Genomic DNA, 18,424 nt, shown 5'->3' with positions numbered 1-18,424 from the left:
GGCCGGAGAGCCAAGGATTGGGACATCACCCCAGGGAAAGAGGAGATGTCCAAAATGCGGAAGTACCTCGCAGCAGCCGCGGCCGCCGTCGTGCTCCTGAGCGCCGCCTCTCCGGCCATGGCCGCCGTCGCCACCACTGAAGGCGTCCAGCAGCAGGTCGACCGGCTGACCAAGCAGGACGGTCTGACCGGCGCGGTGGTCTCGGTGCGTGACGCGAACGGCCGCACCACCACGTGGACCTCCGGCACGGCCCAGCGTGGCACCGGCAAGCCGATGGTCGGCGCCGACGGACGGTTCCGCGTGGCCAGCGTGACCAAACCGGTCATCGCGGTGACCGTGCTGCGCCTGGCCGCCGAGGGCAAGGTGGACCTGGACGAGCGGGTCGAGCACTACCTGCCCGGCTCGCTCGACGGCCGGCCGATCACCATCCGCCAGCTCCTCCTGCACACCAGCGGTCTGCCCGAGTACTTCGACCTGGTCGACTGGACCAAGCCCGCGATCCCCGCCGACCACCTCGCGCTGGCGATGACCCGCGAGCCCGTGGGCAAGCCCGGCGAGCGCTGGTTCTACTCCAACACCAACTTCCTGGTCGCGGGCATGCTCATCGAGAAGGTGACCGGCAAGGACTTCCGCCGGGTCACCGAGGACACCGTGCTGCGCGGCCTGCCCGGTACGTACTGGCCCAAGAACGGCGAGCTGGACATCCGTGGCGAGCACGCACACAACTACGGCGTGAACCCGATGGACCCGAAGGGCGGCGAGACGGACATCACCCAGCTGCCCGGCTACGGCTTCGGGGCGGGCGGCGGGCTGGTCTCCACACCGGCGGACCTGAACCGGTTCTGGCAGGCCATCCCCCAGCGGACGCTGCGGACCATGCTCACCGGCACGGTCCCCGCCACCGACCCGGCGGGCAGTCGCTACGGCCTGGGGCTGTACACCTACCCGCTGAGCTGCGGCCTCGCCCTCATGCACGACGGCGGTCTGCCGGGCGTACGGGTGCTCAGCGGGCGGAACCGGGCGGGCCGGGCGGCGACCGTGTACGTCACGGGCACCCCGAAGGACGATCGGCACCTCTTCGCCGCCTTCGACGCCGCCCTGTGCTCCCCGGCGAAGTAAAGCGGTTCAGCCCACGTGGACGTGCGGCCTGCGTACCGGGTCGGACTCCGCCTTGCGGAGGACCTCGCGGGTGAGGGGCGGCACGTCGCCGCCGCCGAAGACCAGGTAACGCAGCATCGCCACGACCGGGTTGCCCTCGGTCCAGTGGAAGTAGATGTGCGGTACGCCGCCGGTCCGGTCACGCAGGTAGAGCAGGAGCGCGGCCAGCGCGTTGGGCACCGCCGAGCTCTCGATCTTCAGGATCTTGTGGCCGTACCGCTCCTCGCCCTGGACGTGCAGCTCGGTCTCGAACTCCGACGCGTCCGGCACCGTCACCTCGACGAACAGGACCGGCTCGTTGCTGCGCAGCCGGTGGGTGATCCACGTCTCGCGGAGCTTGTCGTTGTACTCGGCCTGGTCGCGCTGCTGCGGCTCGTTCGCGATCACATGGATGTCGCCGCACGCCTCGTTGACGAACTCCTCGGCCAGCGAGTCCAGGTGCACGTCGATGACACGTAGCTCCGTGGAGCGCGTCGCCCGCGAGATCACCGACAGGCTGACGATGGCGGCGATGAAGAACGAGGCGATCTTCACACCGTCCGGCCGCTCGAAGACGTTGTCGATCAGCGTGTACGCCAGCACCGCCGAGATCACGCCGAACCCGGCCGTCGCCGCGTGCTGGCGTTTCTTCCTGGCCGACAGCGTCACGGCGACCGCCGCCGACAGCATGAGCACCAGCACGCCGGTGGCGTACGCGCCGCCCTGGGCGTCGACGTCGGCGTCGAAGATGATCGTGATGGCGAACGCGATGACGGAGAAGACCAGCACGAGGGGCCGCACGGCCCCGGTCCACTCCGGCGCCATGCCGTACCGGGGCAGGTAACGCGGCACCAGGTTGATCAGGCCGGCCATCGCCGAGGCGCCGGCGAACCAGAGGATCGCGATCGTGCTGATGTCATAAACCGTGCCGAACCAGTTGCCCAGATAACCGTGGGCCAGGTAGGCCAGCGCCCGCCCGTTGGCCTTGCCGCCCTCCGCGAACTCCTCGTGCGGGATGAGCACGGTGGTCACGAAGCTGGAGAAGATCAGGAACACGCTCATGATCAACGCGGCCGTGGTGAGCATCCGCCTGGTGCCGGCGATCCGCTCCTCGATGCCGCCCTTGATCACCGGCATCACCGCCACGCCGGTCTCGAACCCGGACATGCCCAGCGCGAGCTTGGGCATCACCAGCAGCGACAGCCCGATCATCGCCAGCGGGCTGCTGTAACTCACGCTCAGCGCGCTCTCCCAGTCCCACACCAGCCGTGGTGCCTGGAGTACGTGCACGATCCCGGTCGCCACCACCACCGCGTTCAGTCCCAGATAGACGAAGACGAGCGGGACGGCGATGGCGATCGCCTCGGTGAACCCCATCAGGAACACCCCGCCGAGCAGCGCCAGCAGCACCAGCGTGACGATCACCCGCTGCCCGGCCAGGAAGTCGGGCATGAACGGGTTCTCCAGCAGGTGCGCGGTGGCGTCGGCGGCCGACAGCGTCATCGTGATCACGAAGTCGGTCGCGGCGAACCCGAGCAGGGCCAGCACGAAGAACTTGCCCCACCACTGCGGGGCGAGCTTCTCCAGCATCGCGATCGAGCCCTGCCCGTACGGGCTCTCGGCGGCCACCCGCCGATAGACCGGCAGCGCGCCCAGCAACGTCAAGGCCACCAGGAACAGCGTGGCCAGCGGCGACAGCAGTCCGGCCGCCAGCACGGCGATGCCCGGCTGGTAGCCGAGCGTGGAGAAGTAGTCGACACCCGTCAGGCACATCACCCGCCACCACGAGTGCTTCACGTGCGGGCCGTGCTCGATCTGCTTGCGGTCGGTCTGCAGCCCTTCGAGCAGCCACGACCGCAGTGTTCCCTCAGTAGCGACCGGCCGTTTCGCCAGCACCATCCCGGTCACCCTCCATCAATATCGCGCACTACGCACACTAGTGACGGCAGATGGGTGTTTCGGCTGGTGAGGGCGTCAAGAAAACGTATATATCGCGCCAGACCGGCCACGAGGCCGGATGTGAAAACGACCAGCTATGTAACACGGTCGCTCACAGCCGCTTTGAGCTGGGCTCCACTGGCCGAAGCAGGCGAACTGGAGGGGATCCGGCAGGTTCCTTTGTAACACTGGACAACGTGAGAATCACATGTCAATGTTAGGCCGCTTCAGCCGCCGCGTACCCCTTGGAGCTGGCATGACCCTGCCCGCCGCGCTCGCCGACATCCTGCGTGACCCGCCCCGGGCGTACTCCCCCGCGGCCATCTGGTGGTGGAGCGGCGAGCGGCTGAGACGCGACCGGCTGCGCTGGCAGTTGGAGCGGTTCGCCGAGGGCGGCGTGTGGAACCTCGTGATACTCAACCTGGCGCCGTCGGGACCGATGTTCGGCTCCGACGCCGACGACCCGCCGTTCTTCTCCGAGGAGTGGTGGGCCCTGCTGGAGCAGGTGTGCGCCGACGCCGAGGAGCTGGGGATCTCCCTGTGGTTCTACGACCAGCTCGGCTTCTCGGGCGCCGACCTCCAGGCCCGGCTGGTCGACGAGCAGCCCCGCTTCGCCGGCCGCTGGCTGGGCCCCGACGGCTCGGTGACCACGCGCGGCTTCGACTACCTGTCCGCGGAGGCGTGCGCGGTGCTGATCGACCGGGTGCACGGCGAGTTCGAGCGCCGGCTGGGGCACCGGCTGGGCGGGGTCATCGCCGGCTCCTTCCAGGACGAGCTGCCCGCGGTCCCGACCTGGTCGGACACCTTCGCCGTGGAGTTCGACAAGCGCCGGGGCTACGACCTCACCCCGCACCTGCCGCTGCTGTGGGCGGACGGTGCGAGGGCGGGCGAGATCCGCCGCGACTACCAGCGCACCCGCGCCGAACTGGCGGAGGAGGCGTTCTTCCGGCCGCTCGCCGAGTGGCACGCCCGCCATGGCCTGCTGAGCGGCTGTGACCAGCAGGATCCCGCCCGTGCCGGTCATCCGGTGGAGGGCGTGCAGCTGTACGCCGACTACGCGCGCACGCACCGCTGGTTCAGCGCGCCGGGCTCCGACCACCACGGGGACGCGCGGGTGCATTCCTCGCTGGCCCACCTGTACGACCGGCCGCGCACCTGGATCGAGGCGTTCCACTCCAGCGGGTGGGGCGGCACGCTGGAGGAGACCTTCGACTGGCTGCTGCCCTGGCTGCGGGCCGGAGCCACCCTGTACAACCCGCACGCCGTCTACTACACGACCAAGGCGGGGTGGTGGGAGTGGGCGCCGCCGGCCACGGACTGGCGGCAGCCGTACTGGCGGCACCACCGCGTCTTCGCCGACGCCGTCACCCGGCTGTGCGCGGCCCTCTCGCTGGGCCGGCATGCCTGTGATCTGGCGGTCCTCATGCCCACCGCGACGGCTCAGGCGGACACGCGGCTCGATGGGGTGGGGGCGGAGGCCGCGCGGGCGCAGGAGGTGTACCGCGAGATCGTGGGGGACATGGCCTGGTTCCGGATGCTTCCTGGCGTCCTGGACCGGCTCGGGCTGGACGCCGACGTGATCGACGACGACTCGGTCCAGCGGGCCACCATCCGGCCCGGCCGGACCGGCGCGGCCGGGGACGGTGCGGCCGGGGACGGTGCGGGGGCGGACGCCGCCGTCGGGGACGGCGCGGCCCGGACGCGGCTGGAGGTCGCGGACGAGTCCTATGCCGGGATCGTGCTGCCCGCCTGCACGACGCTCGATCCGGCCACGGAAGAGGCTCTCGTGGCGTTCGCGGATCGGGGTGGGCTGGTCGTCGCCGTGGGCGTGCGCCCGGAGGGGCCGCTGCGCTCGCGGGTCCGCTTCGCCGCGACGACGGCCGACCTCGGTCCGCTGCTGTCGCCGCTGCGCCGGGTCGAGGCGCCGGTTCCCCCGCTGGTACGGGAGTTCGACGGCGCCACCATCGTCTACCTCCAGGCCACCTTCCCCATGGCGAGCCATGTGTCGGTCGAACGGCCGGGTGACCGCGGCATCGACCAGGGCTGGGACTCGGCCACCATCGACTTCGACCCCGCCCGGTACGCCGCCGAGATGCCGGTGAGAGTGCGCGGCGTCTCGGGGACCCCGCTGCTGGTGGACCCGTTCGGCGGCGGCGTGCGCGCGCTGCCGTACACGGTGGAGGGCGAGCACACCGAGGTCGTCGTGCCGTTCGATGCCGGGCCCGCCGCACTGCTCGTCTTCACGGGCGAGCAACTAGTGGATCCCGAACCGGCCGCGTCCCCCACGGAGAAGCTCGATCTCGGCACCGGCTGGGAGATGGAGCTCGTACCCACCCTGGACGACACCTGGGGCGACCTCGGCCACTCCGGGCCGGTCCTGCACCGCTGGGAGGTCGAGCATCGCGTGGACGGCCTGAAGTGGCGGCCCGCGTACGCGACGTTCGGCTCGCACGGCAGCCTGCGGACCGACGGCGAGGAGTGGCGGCCCGCGGTGTACTCGACCTCGCGCGGCATCAGGAAGGACCCCATCCACCGCCTCGACCTCGGGCCCAAGGGGCACGTGCCGGAGGAGTTCCTGGACTTCGGCCAGGTGGCCATGGGGCGGAGTGCCCGGTTCAGGGCCGAGCTGACCGTGCCGGAGCACGGGTTCCTCGCCGTCGGCGCCGCGGCCGCCAAGGCGGTGCGGATCGACGGTCATGACGTCGACCTGGACGACCGGGGCTACCTGGCGCTGGCCCGCCGGCCCCTCTCGCCCGGCAGCCACCTGCTGGAGGTCCGGCTGGTGCCCGAGGACGACGGGTGGCTGCGCGCGCACGTCGCCGTCGTGACGGACCCCGAGCACTACCTACGCCCGGAATGGATCACCGGTCCGGCGGGTCCGACCGAGCTGACCGCCGCGTTCACGCCGAAGGGGACCGTCCTCCAGGTGGCCTCGATAACGGCCTGCCGGGTGCTGGTCAACGGGGTGGAGATGGGCCGGCAGGGTGGCTTCGACCCGTACGCCGACCACCGCAAGCCCCGGGTCCGCCGCTACGACCTGGCCGGCGTGCTGCGGCCCGGCGCCAACGAGGTGACCGTACGGGTCGGTGACGGCGCCGAGCCGGTCCTGGTCGACGGCTGCGTCACCTCCGGCCCTGGCTGGTGGGCGGTGCACGACGGCGAGCGCGTCGCGGCCGAGATCCACCGAACGCAGTACTGCGACCCCGCCGCCCTGCACCTGCCGCGCCGCCCGCACCCCCTCCCCGGCACCTCCTGGCTGTCAAAGGACCGAAACGAACCGGCCGACCCCGCGTCCTCTACAGGGCTACCGGTCGTGCTGCCGACCGTGCTCGCCGAGCCGGGCACGGCGGGGCGCGTCGAATGGCTGCGCTTCCAGGTCCCGCCGGGCGCCACCGCCCTACGGGTGCCCTTGCGCGGCGCGGCCGAGCTGCTGATCGATGGTCAGCCGGCGGCGGAGGGCACCGGCCGCCTGGAGGTGTCCCTCGACGGCCGGACCGGGCCGCGCGAGGCCCTGCTCCGCGTCGTGACCGAGGCCGGGCACACCGCCGGCGCCATCCTCACCGGGCCGATAGAGATCGAGACCGGACCCGGCCCGATCGAACTGGGCGACTGGGAGCGTTCGGGCCTGCCGGAGTACAGCGGCGGCGTCCGCTACCGCCGCGCCGTCCATCTCGACGAGCGCCCGGACACCGCTCTCCTGGATCTAGGCCGGGTGCGCGGCACCGCGGAGGTGCGGGTCAACGGCCGGTCGTGCGGGGTCAGGGTGTGCTCGCCGTACCGGTTCGACGTCGGCGCGGCGCTGCGGGAGGGTGAGAACACCGTCGAGGTCGAGGTGTACGGCACGCTCGCGCCGCATCTCGACGCGGTCAGCCCCACGCATTTCGTCTTCCCAGGGCAGCGGGTGAGCGGCCTGCACGGCCCGGCGCGCCTGCTGCTCGGCTAGTGCTCCAGCGACAGGCCGGTGACAGGCTCTTATGACGGTCGATCCCCGGCCGTCATCTGTCACAGCCGCCGTCCCTGTTCGGGCGGATCCGCGGCCGGCGTACCTCCCGCAGGCCCTTGTACGCGTACGGGTCGACGCCGGCGACCAGGACGATGTCGCGGTGGTCCACCTGCGCCATGGGCGTCCCCGCCGGGGGGACGTCCCACGGCAGCAGCGACTCGGCGCTCATGTAGTGATTGACCAGGGCCCGCCGATAGCCGCTCCTGGCGGTGTTGGGCAGCGACTTGTGCAGCAGGTAGCCGTTGAACACGACCGCGGAGCCGGCCGGGACCTCCACGGGCACCGCGTCGGAGTCGTCGAACGGGAAGCCGTAGGACTCCACCGTGCAGTCGTAGCGCGGATCATCGTGCTCACGGTTCGGGTACACCACGCCGGATCGGTGTGAGCCGGGCAGCACCCAGAGGCAGCCGTTCTCGACGGTGGCGTCGTCGAGGGCGAGCCAGACCGCCGTGAGCGAACGGTCGCGGGTCGGGATGAACATCTCGTCCTGATGCCAGGCCTGTCCCGGCTCCCCTTCGGACTTGATGAACAGCATGGACTGCATGGACTTCACGTTCGGGCCGATGATCGTGGTGAGCGGTGCGACGATCGCCGGATGACGCATGGCGGCGAGCATCACTTCGGAGAGCTTGTGGGGGTAGTGGACGCAGAGGAAGCGGCGAAGAACGTCGTCGTCGGTGTCGGCGGGCCCGGCGGGGAGCGCCCCCTGGACGTCGCCGAGTTCGCCGCGGCAGATGCGGACGGCCTCTTCTACCAGCTTGTCGACCTCACCCGGACTGAACGCGTCCCGGAGGACGAGAAAGCCGTCGCGCTCGTATGTGCTCTTCAGCTCGGTGTTCGTCACGCCGTACTACCTTTCTCGAAGAAGCCGACCTCGCCGCCTTCCATGAGGACGATGAGGCTCAGCAGCGCGCCCCAGGTCTGGAACGGCTCGCTGTTCGGCTTGTCGCACGCGCCGCCGTGGCTGCTGGAGTAGTTCTCGTGCACGTGGCGCTGCTGGTTCCATTCCTTCAGCACCAGCCTGGAGCTGCCTTCGGCGAGCCACTCGGCGGCGGAGCGTTCCCCGGCGCGCAGCAGTCCCAGATAGACGAGGAAGTTCACCGGCGGCCACGCCCGTCCCGCCCAGTAGGTGCCTTCGCGGAGGTCGATCGGCTCGCTGCGCGGTGAGGTCGGCAGTATCCATTCGCCGCCGAAGCCGTCGTCGGCCATCAGGTGCCCGGACACCATGCGCCGGGTCCGTTCGCCCGTGCCGACGCCGGCCAGCAGGGGGTAGAAGCTCATCGTGGACAGTCGCTCGGTCGGCAGCCCGGTGTCGGTGCGCCTGCTGCGGTAGATGCCGCTCGGCTCGTCCCACAGGGATTCCATCGCCGCCACGACTGCCGCGTGCCGCTCGCGCAGCTCCGCCGCGGCAGCGCGGTCGCCGAGGACGTCGGCGATGTCGGCGAGTGCCTCGCAGTCGGCCGCGTACAGGCTGTTCAGCCCCACATCGTGGGCGGCGAGCAGGCTCTTGGTTTGGTCGAAGGGCACGTCTTCGAAGACCGGGTGACCGTCCCAGCCGCTCTCGCAGGTCGCGCCGAAGTGCTGGTGGATGCGGGGGATGTCCTGCGGCGAGGGGAACTCGGGGTCGAAGTAGGTCGAGCCGACGCACAGCAGGTCGCCGTCCCTGCGCACCCGCCACCACCAGCGGTTCCAGGACAGCAGCGGCGCGAAGGTCTCCTCCAGGAACCACCGGTCGCCGAACCTTCGGTAGAGCTCGCGGGTCACCAGCGAGCCCACCGGTGGCTGGGATCCGTCGTAGGTCTTGCGGCCGGTGCCCTGCTCGACGTTCGGGACGAAGCCCTCCGGCGTCAGGGCCCGCAGCATCTCGACGGTGTTGACGTAGGCGAGTTCCTTGCTCGACACGGCGGCCAGCAGCGCGTTGAAGAAGGCGTCCCAGCAGAACAGGGCGTAGCCGCCGCGCTTGCCGACGTTCCAGAGCCGGCTGACGGTCGTGAGCACGCGGGACCGCGCGGGTTCGTAGATCGTGTTCCAGGAGATGGCGTCCCTGACGATCTCGCGGTGCTGCGCCATGGGGTCGGTGCCGGCCGTGCCGATCTCGGTGGCGGCGCGGGCGACGATCTCTGCGATCTCCGGCAGGTCACGGGCGCGGCCGGTGCTGATCCCGACGGCGCCGGACAGCTCCATCGCCAGGTACGGCCCGTCGATGTCGGTGTAGGGATCGTCGACGTACAGTGCCGTGCAGAAGACCGGTACGGTCCCGCCGGGTCCCTCGGCGGTGATCCGGTCGCCCTCGCGGGTGACGGAGCCGGGCCGGTTCCACAGGTAGCCGACACCGACGGTCAGCAGCGCGCTCTTGGGCTGGTTGGCGGTGGGCGTCACCAGCACGACCAGGTCGTCGCCCGCGTGCGCCGTCTGCACCCGGATCGTGATGCCCGCCCACGTCACGATCGTCTCAGTGAAGCTGCCGTCGTAGGCGTGGCGGCCCAGGGTGACGGTCTCCGCGCCCTCGGTGCGGCGGCCGATCTGAGCGGTACGCAGCGAGGTGCCCCGGTAGTACTCCTTCAGGCCGAGGGACAGGCCCAGTGCGTCGGGGAGGAGAACATGGGTGAGCACGCTGCGCGTGTCCCAGGTGTTCCAGCCCTGGGCGAGCGCGGCCTGGATACGGGCGTAGTTCGTCATGTGTTCCCTCTCACCGGAATCCACACCCGCATGGCGTGCGGGCCGCGGTTGGCCCAGGCGTAGTAGGGGATCAGCGTGATGTCCGTAGGCTGCGCCGACGGGACCGGCTGCCCGTACGGCCGGTAGGAGGACTCAGCGGGTCCCGGCGCGAGCGCGCCGTTCGCGCGGAGCACGATCACGCCATCGAGCAGGTCCGGCCGGTGTTCGAGCCGCGGCGGCGTGGCGGGATCGAGGCGGATGTCCTCCAGGACGACGCCGGACGGCTGGTCGGGCTGTTCGATCGCGTAGACCAGCGGCCCACGGGTGACGGCGACGCACCCGCGCGTGGCGTCCACGCGGTCGTCGGCCACCAGGAGCCGAGGGGGCATGGGCATCCGCAGCAGCACCCGATCGCCGGGCTGGAACACCCGGCGCGTGCGGGCGTAGCCGCCGGGCGCCACCGGCTTGTCGTCCACGGTGGACCCTTCGGCCCAGTCCGGTACGCGCAGCGCCAGTTCCACCTCCCGCGGCGGCGCCTCTTGTACGGTCACCGTGACCAGGCCGTCCGTTGGGTACTCGGTTTCGATGGTGACGGTGAGCCCACCCGAGGTCAGCGTGCTCTGGGCATACAGGTGCACCTGGAGCCCGTCTTCCGTGCCGGTCGCCAGGTATGCGGGCAGGCCCGCCAGCGTACGCATCACATTGGGCGGGCAGCAGGCGCAGTTGAACCATGGACGGCGGCCGTACGCCGGTGCCCGCTGCACGTCACCCCGTGCGCCGGTCCGCCGGTGAAGCGTGTTGACGTAGAAGTAGTCCGCTTCGCTCAGCGACACCGCGGGCAGCAGGGCGTTGTACAACAGCAGCTCGATCTGGTCGGCGTAGGCGGAGTCCCCGGTGGCCAGCAGCAGCCGCCACGCCCACTGCATCGTCCCGATCGCGGCGCAGGTCTCGGCGTACGCCCGATCGGGCGGTAGCTCGTACGCGTCGCCGAACGCCTCGCCATCCCAGCGTGAGCCGACCGCGCCGGTGACGTGTTGCTTCTGACGGCGCATCGTGTCGTACTGCCGGCGTACCGCGGCCAGCAGTTCGGCGTCGCCGGTCTCGATGGCGACGTCGGTGGCGCCCGCGGCGAAGTAGACGGCGCGCACGGCGTGCCCCTCCACCGTCTCCGCTTCGCGTACGGGAAGCCGGTCGGAGTAGTGGGCGGGGTCGCCGTAGTGCGAGGGATCGAAGCCCGGTTTCGCGGCCCGGCCATGGCCGCGGGCTTCGACGAAGTGCCGGGCCAGGTCAAGGTACCGTCGCACACCCGTCTGCCGGTACAGCTCGACGAGCGCCATCTCCACCACGGGGTGCCCGTCCAGCTCGCCGCGCCGATCGGGGCCGAAGGTGTCGGCGAGATGGTCGGCGAACCGGGTGGCGACCTCCAGCAGCCGGACCTGGCCGGTCGCCCGGGCCGCGGCCACCGCCGCCTGGATCAAGTGGCCCGCGCAGTAGAGCTCGTGGCTCATCCACAATCGCGCGTACCGTTCCTCGCCGCGGACCTGGATGGCGGAGTTGAGGTATCCGTCTTCGCGTTGCGCCGCCGCGATCGTCCGGCTGAGCTCGGTCAGGCGGTCCAGCAGCCCTTCGTCAGGGCTGCGCGCGTACTCCCAGGCGACCGCCTCCAGCCACTTGTAGACGTCGGAGTCCCAGAAGCCGGCCCCCTTGGCCGCGCCGGTGGACTCCCCTGCGGCGATCCGGAGATTGCCGATGTTGCCCGCCTGGATCAGCCGTTCGTGTCCGAGCCGGATCGCGGCCCGGTTGGCCTCCAGCCGCCGGGCCCAGAAACCGCCGGTCACCCGGTTGGCGGAGAGCGGGCGCAAGACCACCGCGGCGGTCGGGCCGGGTACGGCCGTCACGATGACACCTGTCTGCGGAACCGGACGGCGTCGGCGATGACCACACCGTCGGCCGCGTCACTGAGCTCGACATATCCGTCGATGCCGGCTTTGAAGGAGAAGGTGCCCACAGACGTCCACTCGCCCATGCGGACGTCGGGCACACCGCGCACCCGCTGGTTGACGGCCACCGGAGTCACGCCTTCGGCGTGGTGGACGACGTACGTGGCGTTGGTCGCCCGGTTGGGGTCGGCCGCGTAGGAGACGAGCACCTCGTACCGGTCGTCGCCCGGGAGCGCCGGTCGCCACCGCGCGAGGTTGGTTCCGGTGCCGCGAGCGTGCGTGAGGTAGTTGAATCCGTAGTAGCCGGTGACGCCTCTGCTGCTCGGCCAGGTGCCGGTGGTGTCGAAGCCGAGCCCGCCGTTGTCGACGGTGACCTCCTCGCGGACGTCCGGCGCGGCGGCTGCCTGGATGAGGCTCAGCTGGTCGAGTGAGATGGCCGTGCCACCACCCCGGCCGGCGCCGGCCAGCGTGAAGCGGATGGTGTGCAGGCCCGGCCGCAGCCGCATCCGGTCCAGCAGAGCGACGTCGTAGCCGTTACCGCGGAAGGCCGTCAGATCCAGGGTGGAGTTGCGCGGTGTCTTCCCGTCCACGGTCACCGCCATGAGGCCGCCGTCCCCGGATCGGTAGTAACGCAGCCATAATTCCTGCTCACCGCCGTGGGTGACGATGAAGGGATATTCGATGAAGTCCCCGGTCGCGGCGGGGACGAAGGCCGCACGGGCACCGCCGCGCGCGGTGGCCTCGCGTACCACTGAAACCGTTCCGCCGGACCGGCGGGCACGCGGCGCCGAGTGACCCAGGTCGTGCGTCTTCTCGGTCAGCTTCGGGCCGGTGGCCAGGCTGTCCCGGCCCTGTGTCAGCCACTCCAGGTTGAACCGGGCGGCGGCCACGCGCCGCGGGGTGCCGTCGAGGTCGCCGTCGCAGCCGTAGAGGAGAACGATCGTGCCGTCGGACAGGCGCGCCAGATCCGAGTAATACCCCCGGCCAGGGTTGACGGAGCGGCTGTACCTGAAGGAGTCGCCCTCGTCGTAGCTCACCGCGACCGTCATGTTCCAGCGCATCGGCGCGTCGGGACGGCTGAACAGCACGCGGTTGACGCCTCGGCTGCGTGGTCCGCCGGTGTAGCGGGTGAGGCCGGTGTCGACGCCGTTGAAGAGTCCGGGGCTGAAGTCCATGGTGGGGGGTGACCAGGTCAGACCGCCGTCCCCGCTGACCGCGATGTCGCGAGGCCAGTCGTTGCCCGAGCCGGGCCGGCTGTTCATCAGCACCGTGCCGTCGTCGCGCTGCACCAGCCTGGCCTCCCCCACGGTGGGATAGCCCGCGCCCATCGGCACCTCACCGCCCGCCTGCCACGTGCGGCCGTGGTCATCGCTGTAGACGGTCGAGGCGCCGTAGTGGCGGTCGGCGGTGGGGACGCCGGTGATGATCGTGCGGTGGGAGACGGTGAGGAGCAGCCGGCCCGAGTCGAGCTGGATGCCGTGACCGGGCCCCGGACCGTGCATCGCCCAGTTGTAGGGGAAGTGGTCGAAGAGGCCGGCCAGGCTGCGCGGTTCGCCCCAGGTGGCGCCGCCGTCCTTGCTGGAGCTGACGTACATCGTGCTGGAGTCGGCGGAGCAGCTCGTGTTCTCCGGCAACTGCACGCAGAGCCCGTAGAACAGGAACACCTCGCTCGTCGTCCGGTCCACCACGAAGGTGGGGTTGGACCAGGACTGGCCGTCGACGGAGAGCGCCACCGCCTGGGATGGGCTCCAGGTCTGTCCCTTGTCGGTGCTGCGGCGGATGAGCAGGTCGTGCGGTCCGGCGTCGCACACCAGGTGCCGGCCTTCGGTGCAGGCCAGGATCGTGTCGTCGGGCAGTACGGCAAGGGCGTGCACGTGGTAGCTGGCCAGCGGATCCACGGCGGAGTCCCACAGGGTGGCCTCCGCGAAGAACGGTTCGGCTCCTGCTGGGGAAGCCGCGGCGGGGGATGGCAGGGCGGTCGTGGCGGCACCTGCGGCGAGGCCGAGGGCGAACGTCCGCCGGCTGATGGGAAAGGTCATGCGGCTCTCCTCGGGTCAACCTCCTGAGGACAGGACTGGACGGTACCGGCGATCTCCCCCGGACACCAGACGCTAATGGGTATTAGTAATTGCCCTCGATTGCAGAGAGCGCGTTCTCGCCCAGGTCCATTGACATTTCACAGGATCGAGAGCCAGACTTTGCGATCACTGTGTTAGGCGCATTAGCAGGGGGCTCGGATGAGTCGCGGACCGGTGCGAAAACCTACCCAGGCCGACATCGCGCGCCTCGCGGGCGTCAGTCAGGCCACCGTCTCGCTCGTGCTGAACGAGCGGAACGACGTCCGGATCAGTCCGACGACCCGAGAGCGAGTGCTGGCGGCGATCCGCGAATGGGGCTACGTCGCCAACCCGTCGGCCCGGTCCCTCGCCGGCGGCCAGAACAAGATCATCGGAGTGCACACCTTCGAACCGGTCTTCCCGACGACCAGCGTGGACTTCTACTTCCCGTTCCTGCTCGGCATGGAGCAGGCGGCCGCGGACCTCGGCTACGACCTGCTGATGTTCACCAGCGGCGGTGGCGAGCGGCAGGTCTTCCGCGACGGGGCGACCCGGTTGTCCCTCGCGGACGGCGCGCTGCTGCTCGGGCGCGACCCGAACGTCGAGGAGATCGAACGGCTGCGCGACACCGGCTACCCGTTCGTCTACGTGGGACACCGGGAGGTATCCGGAGTGCCGATCTCCTATGTGGCGGCCGACTACGCCGGAGCGACCCAGCAGCTCACTGAACAGCTGTACGAGCTGGGCCACCGGCGGATCGCCTACGCCCGCATCGGCGACGGCGGGGCGCAGCCCAGCCGAGATCGGGAGAAGGGATTCCAGCGAGCGATGCCGGCCGGGGAAGCCAGGCGGCTCACCGGTCCGGTATGGACGCTGAAGTCCGCCGACGATGTGCCGGGTCTGCTGGCGGAGATCCGGCACGGCGATATCACCGCCGTGGTGGCGGAGCAGATCCTCCTGGCAGAGGAGCTTCTGACCTGCGCGCAGCGGCACGGAATGTCGGTCCCGGACGATCTGAGCATCGTCGTGCTGGGTGACTCCACCGGCGCGTCCCGCACCGACACGCCCTGGACCGGCCTGGTGGTCCCACGCGAGCAGATGGGCCGGCAAGCCACCCACCTGCTGGTGCGACTGCTGGAGGCGCCCGAGCCGGAGGCCCGCAGAGAATACGTCGAATGCCCCCTCATTCCGGGCGCGACGGTGGCACCACCAAGGAGATAGCAGTGACCAAGCCCGCAGCCGTCGGCTGGAACATCTGGGACGACACATGATCCGGGTCATCGCCAAACGGCTGCTCGTCGGCGTGCTGGTGATGTGGGGAGCCGCCTCGCTCATCTTCCTCATCGTCCGGGTGGCCCCGGGCGATCCGACGACGATCCTGCTGGGCCCGGACGCGAGCCGGGAGCAGGTGGCCGAGCTCACCACGAAACTCGGACTCGACCGGCCGGTGTTCACGCAGTACCTCAGCTATCTCGCCGACGTGGCGCGGCTGGATTTCGGCGGCTCCTACCGCTTCGATCGGCCGGCGATGTCGCAGGTGTTCGAGCGCCTGCCCGCGACCGCCGACCTGATGCTCGCCTCCACCCTCATCGCCGTGGCCCTCGGCCTCGTGCTCGGACTGCTGGCCGGCGGGCGTCCGGGCGGCGTCGTCGATCGCGTGGTCACCGCGGGCACCATCGCCCTGCAGTCGTTCCCCACCTTCTGGGTGGGCATCATGCTGATCCTCATCTTCGCGCTGGCCTTCCGCCTGCTGCCCAGCGCGGGGGCGGGCACGCCCGCGCACCTGATCCTGCCGGCGATCACGCTGGCGCTGCCGTTCACCGCCATCGTGGCCCGCCTGACCAGGACGAGCGTCGCGGAGACCATGCGCGAGCCGTACATCCAGACGGCTCGCTCCAAAGGTCTCACCGAGCGGCAGGTGCTGCTCGGCCACGCACTGCGCAACTCCCTCATCCCCGTGGTGACCATCGTCGGGTTGCACATGGCCGGCCTGATGGGCGGGGCGGTCGTGGTCGAGAACGTCTTCGCCTGGCCCGGACTCGGCACGCTCGTGGTGGACGCGGTCTCCAACCGCGACTACGCCGTCGTACAGGCGGCGACCTTCCTGATCGCCGGCATCGTGATGCTGTTCAATCTCGTCGCCGACCTGCTCTACTCCCAACTCGATCCGCGCATCAAACTGGACGGTGCGGCATGACCGCCCTCGTCGATGTCCTGCCCGGCGTCGGCCGCGGGCGTGGGGCGGCCGGTCGGTGGCTCAGCCGGATCCCGTACGCCGTGCTCGCCATCTACGCCGTGGTCGGCGGGGCGGGCCCGCTGGTCATGGACTACAACCCGGTGCGCGTCGCTCTCGACGACCGGTTGCTCAGCCCGGGATCGCATGTCACGTCGGGCGGGATCGCCTGGTTCGGCACCGACGGTCTCGGCCGGGACGTCCTCGCCCAGGTCGTCTACGGTGCCCGCACATCAGTGATCATCGGTGTCTCGACCGTCGTCGTCTCCTGTCTGATCGGCGTGACCATCGGCATCGTGGCCGGCTACTTTCGCGGCTGGCCGGACACGGTGCTCGCCCGTGGCATCGACATCCTGCTCGCCTTCCCGGCGATCCTGCTGACCATCGTGATCGCGGGCGCCTTCGAGCGCAGCGTCCTGGTGGTCGTGACCGCGCTCTCCGCGACGGCCTGGATCTCGTTCGCGCGAGTCACCCGCGGCGTCGCGCTGTCGGTCCGGGAGCGGCCTTGGATCGACGCGGCCCGCGTCCTCGGTGTACGGCCGGTGTCCATCCTCCTGCGGCACATCCTGCCGCTCACGGCCGGCCCGGTGGTCGCCCTGGCGACGCTGGAGTTCGCCCTCGTCGTGCTGGCCGAAGCCGGGCTCAGCTTCCTCGGCATCGGCCTGCCCAACTCGGCGGTCTCGTGGGGCCAGACCATCGCGAACGGAAAGCAGTACCTCGAAACCGCCTGGTGGATCTCGGCTCTGCCCGGCGTCGCACTGTCGTTGTTGATCATCAACATCGGGATCCTGGGCGACCAGCTCACCGCCCGATACGGACGCGGACATCTCAGATAAGGCACCGGCCCACGTCCGACCGGCACACCCTCCTTCCCTTCACAAGCACCCCCTGAAGCCCTCTGAAGACGGGAAGACGTCCATGACCAGACCTCTTGCCTCAGGCAGGCCGCGCCACGCGGCACTGGCCCTTATCGCCGCCGCGGCCATCGCGCTGAGCGGATGCAGCGCCGCCACCGGTGGCGGCACCGGCGGCGGCACCGGCGGAAGTGAGATCACCGTCGCCGGCACCTACCCCATCGACAACCTCGACCCGGCCAGTCCCCTGGCCGGCAGCGCCACCGGCACCCAGCTCGCCGCCCAGGCGATCTTCAGCCGGCTGATGCGGCCCCGCCCGGACGGCAGCCTGCAGGGTGACCTCGCCACCGCCTGGAAGCCCGACGCCTCCGCCACCCAGTGGACGTTCACGCTGCGGCAGGGCGTGAAGTTCAGCGACGGCAAGCCTGTCACCGCCGACGACGTCGTAGCCTCGTTCAAGCGGTTCATCGACCTCAAGAGCACGAGCTCGGCCAACTTCACCGGTTACACGATGACCGCCACCTCGCCCACCGAGGTGGTGCTGAAGGCAGCGAAACCGGATGCGGCGGTGCCGTACAAGCTGGCCATCTTCTACGTGCTGCCCGGCAGTCTGACCGGCGAGAATCCGGCGTTCTTCAAGAACCCGGTCGGATCAGGGCCGTTCAAGGTGGAGAAGTTCGACGCGGCCGGGACGCTCGTGCTGGTGCCGAACCCCGGCTACTACGCAGGCGCGCCCCGGCTCGGACGGGTGACCATCCGCAAGATGCCCGAACTCGCGGCCCGGATGACCGCACTGCGGACCGGCGAGGTGGACCTCATCTGGGGCATCCCCGACGACCAGCTCGCGGAACTGCAGCGCGACTCCAACCTCAAGGTCGAGACGGTGCCGAGCACCGCCGTGTTCACCATGTGGTTCAACTCCTCCGTACCGGCGCTGAAGGAGGCCAAGGTACGGCGGGCGCTGTGGCAGGCGGTCGACTTCGCGACCATCATCAAGCGGCTGTACCCGCAGACCGGCACCCTGGCCGACGCCCCGGTCTCGCCCGTCACCCTCGGCCACGTCCCCCAGGAGCCCGTCCGCTACGACCCGGACGCGGCGAAGGCCGCGCTGAAAGCCGCCGGCTTCGACTTCGCCACCAAGCTGCGGCTGCAGTTCGCCAACGCCGAGTTCCGGCCGTTCAACCAGGCGATCGTCTCCGACCTGCAGAAGATCGGCGTCCAGGTGGACCTGCTGGAGAAGGAGCAGGCGGTGTTCACCAAGGATCTGCTCGCCCTGAACTGGGACATCAACTTCCAGCAGTTGTCGAACCCCACGTTCGACTCGGCCAACACGCTCGGCCGGTTGTACCCCTGCGCGGCCAAGCGCAACGGCTACTGCAACCCCGAGCTCGACAAGCTGCTCGCCGCCGCCGGGGCGAGCCCGGACGCCGACGAGCGGGTCAGGCTGTACGGTGAAGCCAGCAAGATCATCTGGCGGGACGCGGTCGGCATGTTCCCGATGGCGGTCAAGTACGCCTATGTCTGGAACCACCGGGTCACCGGCGTCACGCCGGATCCGAACGGACTGCCCGACTTCGCCGGCATGCAGGTCAGCGGTTCATGAG

Annotated in this window: 11 protein-coding genes; 6 read left to right on the top strand and 5 right to left on the bottom strand. The window is 70.2% G+C overall.

From position 1 onward, the window contains the following. The first annotated feature begins 54 nt into the window (after positions 1–54). Positions 55–1,119: a serine hydrolase domain-containing protein gene (locus tag ACGFJ2_RS22295; protein ID WP_393471017.1), complete on the top strand. Its 1,065-nt coding sequence runs from the start codon at positions 55–57 to the stop codon at positions 1,117–1,119. 6 nt (positions 1,120–1,125) lie between these two features. Here the strand turns inward: ACGFJ2_RS22295 and ACGFJ2_RS22290 are convergent, their stop codons facing one another. Continuing rightward, entirely contained in the window at positions 1,126–3,036 is a 1,911-nt protein-coding gene (locus ACGFJ2_RS22290) for an amino acid transporter (protein ID WP_357939330.1), read from the bottom strand. 295 nt (positions 3,037–3,331) lie between these two features. Here ACGFJ2_RS22290 and ACGFJ2_RS22285 point away from each other — a divergent pair, with 295 nt between their 5' ends. After that, entirely contained in the window at positions 3,332–7,018 is a 3,687-nt protein-coding gene (locus ACGFJ2_RS22285; RefSeq protein WP_393471013.1) for a glycosylhydrolase-like jelly roll fold domain-containing protein, read from the top strand. A gap of 52 nt (positions 7,019–7,070) precedes the next feature. Here the strand turns inward: ACGFJ2_RS22285 and ACGFJ2_RS22280 are convergent, their stop codons facing one another. From ACGFJ2_RS22280 to ACGFJ2_RS22265, 4 genes are read right to left on the bottom strand one after another with little or no spacing between them, the layout of a single operon-like run. Continuing rightward, on the bottom strand, positions 7,071–7,922 hold the full coding sequence (locus tag ACGFJ2_RS22280; protein WP_357939326.1) for a phytanoyl-CoA dioxygenase family protein: 852 nt from the start codon (positions 7,920–7,922) through the stop codon (positions 7,071–7,073). Then, positions 7,919–9,757 (bottom strand): trehalase family glycosidase, encoded by a 1,839-nt coding sequence (locus ACGFJ2_RS22275; RefSeq protein ID WP_393471010.1) that lies wholly within the window; start codon positions 9,755–9,757, stop codon positions 7,919–7,921. The genes ACGFJ2_RS22280 and ACGFJ2_RS22275 overlap by 4 nt, the downstream gene beginning before the upstream one ends. Next, positions 9,754–11,634 (bottom strand): glycoside hydrolase family 127 protein, encoded by a 1,881-nt coding sequence (locus tag ACGFJ2_RS22270; RefSeq protein ID WP_393471007.1) that lies wholly within the window; start codon positions 11,632–11,634, stop codon positions 9,754–9,756. The genes ACGFJ2_RS22275 and ACGFJ2_RS22270 overlap by 4 nt, the downstream gene beginning before the upstream one ends. Continuing rightward, complete coding sequence (locus ACGFJ2_RS22265; RefSeq protein ID WP_393471004.1) at positions 11,631–13,715, bottom strand: exo-alpha-sialidase; 2,085 nt, start codon at positions 13,713–13,715, stop codon at positions 11,631–11,633. The genes ACGFJ2_RS22270 and ACGFJ2_RS22265 overlap by 4 nt, the downstream gene beginning before the upstream one ends. Before the next feature lie 213 nt (positions 13,716–13,928). On the opposite strand from ACGFJ2_RS22265, the gene ACGFJ2_RS22260 reads away from it, so the two are divergent. From ACGFJ2_RS22260 to ACGFJ2_RS22245, 4 genes are all read left to right on the top strand, one after another. After that, positions 13,929–14,954, top strand: coding sequence for a LacI family DNA-binding transcriptional regulator (locus ACGFJ2_RS22260; protein ID WP_357939318.1), 1,026 nt, complete (start codon positions 13,929–13,931; stop codon positions 14,952–14,954). A gap of 46 nt (positions 14,955–15,000) precedes the next feature. Further along, complete coding sequence (locus tag ACGFJ2_RS22255; protein ID WP_357939316.1) at positions 15,001–15,930, top strand: ABC transporter permease; 930 nt, start codon at positions 15,001–15,003, stop codon at positions 15,928–15,930. After that, positions 15,927–16,802 (top strand): ABC transporter permease, encoded by an 876-nt coding sequence (locus ACGFJ2_RS22250; RefSeq protein ID WP_358200985.1) that lies wholly within the window; start codon positions 15,927–15,929, stop codon positions 16,800–16,802. Before ACGFJ2_RS22255 ends, ACGFJ2_RS22250 begins: the two co-directional genes overlap by 4 nt. Positions 16,803–16,884: 82 nt before the next feature. Further along, positions 16,885–18,423: an ABC transporter substrate-binding protein gene (locus ACGFJ2_RS22245; RefSeq protein ID WP_393471000.1), complete on the top strand. Its 1,539-nt coding sequence runs from the start codon at positions 16,885–16,887 to the stop codon at positions 18,421–18,423. Position 18,424 lies beyond the last annotated feature (1 nt).

Origin of the sequence: Nonomuraea sp. NPDC049028 (genome assembly GCF_043197735.1) — a bacterium.
In the GTDB taxonomy this organism is placed as follows: Bacteria; Actinomycetota; Actinomycetes; order Streptosporangiales; family Streptosporangiaceae; genus Nonomuraea.
Note: the sequence above shows the minus strand (reverse complement) of the source record. Positions and strands in the feature narration are given on the sequence as shown.